The following is a 1,822-nucleotide window of genomic DNA, read 5'->3' as shown; positions in this document are numbered from 1 at the left end:
GTTAGAAAAAAGGGTTCTCTATAGACTTTAATTATTATTTTAATAAAACAATAAAAATCTCCAACAGGGATGATAGGAAGGCATTCACCAAATATACGTAAGAGCCACTTTTATTTTGCCATACACACCGGTCACCTCGCGTAAATTTAAGATATAAACAAAATTCCCCTTTAACTCCTTACACAAACAGCAAATGCGTTACATTGGTTAATCTTGGAGAGATTTGCCCTCTTTGATAGGCTGTTGAGCTTAAATCAGCATAATGTACAGTAGCAGGTAAACGTGTTTTATTTAAACAATGAATGTGCATAAAGGATAATTGGTAGATATCTGAAATAATTTGATCAAATTGTAACGTAGATGCTTTTTGAACAATTTTAATTGGTCTAGCCATTCCTATCGTTTCTTTTGGATCCGTACTACATAGAAAGGCTTCATTGTCTCTTTTATAGTAACATCCTTGTTTTGTTTCAAATTTTTTTTGACTATTATTATAAAAGCCATTCGACGATTACAATTTTTAATTATTTCTACAATATCAAATGCGATGCCACGTGCGTTCAATAGCTTACAATTTTTTTAGGATTTCAAATACTTTTGATTGTGAGTCTTCCTCGTCAATATAAAAATAACTTTCGTGTGAATTGCATGCAAGCCAAATTTTATCTCCATTATAAAACATTAAATCTTCTGGTAACCCATTAATCCACCCAAATAAAGAATTACTTTTCGTTTGTAAAAAATGCTTTGTCTGTTCATTTAGCTCATAATAATAAATATACGCTGTTGCTTCTAAAAGTATATTTACTGCCCATTGAGATTCCTCTTTCACTTCAATTAATGAACTTTTAATATCTTTTAATAATTCGTTGTAATATTTCATCGCCAATTTTTCATCATACATCATGTCTTTCCTTATAACAAAAGCAAATTTATCACATTTCTCATAAGCTATTTCAATCAATAAACGATAATCTTCACCTTTTATGTCTTTATCATGCTCTAACATTTTATTACGTTACCTCCCTAATAAATGTTTCTACTTGCCAAAAACAACTCAGATGAAGGCGCAATGCCTAATATATTAATTCAATTATTTAAGAATTATAATGAGCTAAAAAATATATCACAAAAAACTAAAAATTTTTAGATAGAAAGTTATAATCACGCCATAATTAATGAATCTACGTCAAGTTTCTGGACACAAAAAGATTAAGTTTTTTGCACAACAACCATTCATGGATTGTTCCACATCCCAAGTAGATTGTCAAAGTGAAAAGAGCCTTTGACAACCTACTTGGGACGTGGAGAAATAAACCCATGGCTGTTGTGCCAAAAAAATGTGAAGGGGTTAGTGTTCGTATCCCCAAGTTTTACGCTGCTACTCGGCACATTTTTTCATACTCATCCGGTGTCAAATAACCGATGCTTCCATGAATTCGTTTGCGATTATACCAACCTTCAATGAATTGAAATAACGCAATTCTCGCTGTCTCATAGCTTTCGTATTTGGTTAGATACACTTCTTCTTTTTTTAATATAGCGTGAAAAGATTCAATACAAGCGTTGTCATATGGACATCCTTTTCGACTAAACGACGGAATCATTTCATGTTTTTTTAGAAGTTCTTGAAACGCTTCACTTGTATATTGTGTTCCTAAATCCGTATGCACGATAAGTGTTTATGGCAAACTAAAAATGGCTCTTACGTTCTTTTGGTGAAACCATATATGTACAGTCCTTCATCTCTTTATTATTTTTTTAAAATAACATTTTATAAATGATATAACACTCGTTTTTCGAGTAAATCCAGCTTCGCCCG

General features: G+C 31.7%; 1 protein-coding gene and 2 pseudogenes. All 3 read right to left on the bottom strand.

Going from position 1 to position 1,822, the window contains the following annotated elements; all coding sequences use genetic code 11:
• Positions 1–178: 178 nt before the first annotated feature.
• Positions 179–430, bottom strand: a pseudogene (locus tag FKZ59_RS14300) (Piwi domain-containing protein); the annotation flags it as partial.
• A gap of 138 nt (positions 431–568) precedes the next feature.
• A complete protein-coding gene (locus tag FKZ59_RS14295; protein WP_141603387.1) occupies positions 569–1,009 on the bottom strand; it encodes a stage III sporulation protein AH in 441 nt (146 codons plus the stop codon).
• Positions 1,010–1,373: 364 nt separating this feature from the next.
• Positions 1,374–1,679, bottom strand: a pseudogene (locus FKZ59_RS14290) (integrase core domain-containing protein); the annotation flags it as partial.
• Positions 1,680–1,822 lie beyond the last annotated feature (143 nt).

Origin of the sequence: Ureibacillus terrenus, from assembly GCF_006569205.1 — a bacterium.
GTDB lineage: Bacteria > Bacillota > Bacilli > Bacillales_A > Planococcaceae > Ureibacillus > Ureibacillus terrenus.
The sequence above is the reverse complement of the archived record's forward strand: the minus strand, read 5'-3'. Positions and strand labels throughout refer to the sequence as shown.

Coding starts and splice junctions, on each gene's coding strand:
- FKZ59_RS14295 (WP_141603387.1), bottom strand. CDS start 1,009: ATGTTAGAGCATGATAAAGACATAAAAGGTGAAGATTATCGTTTATTG.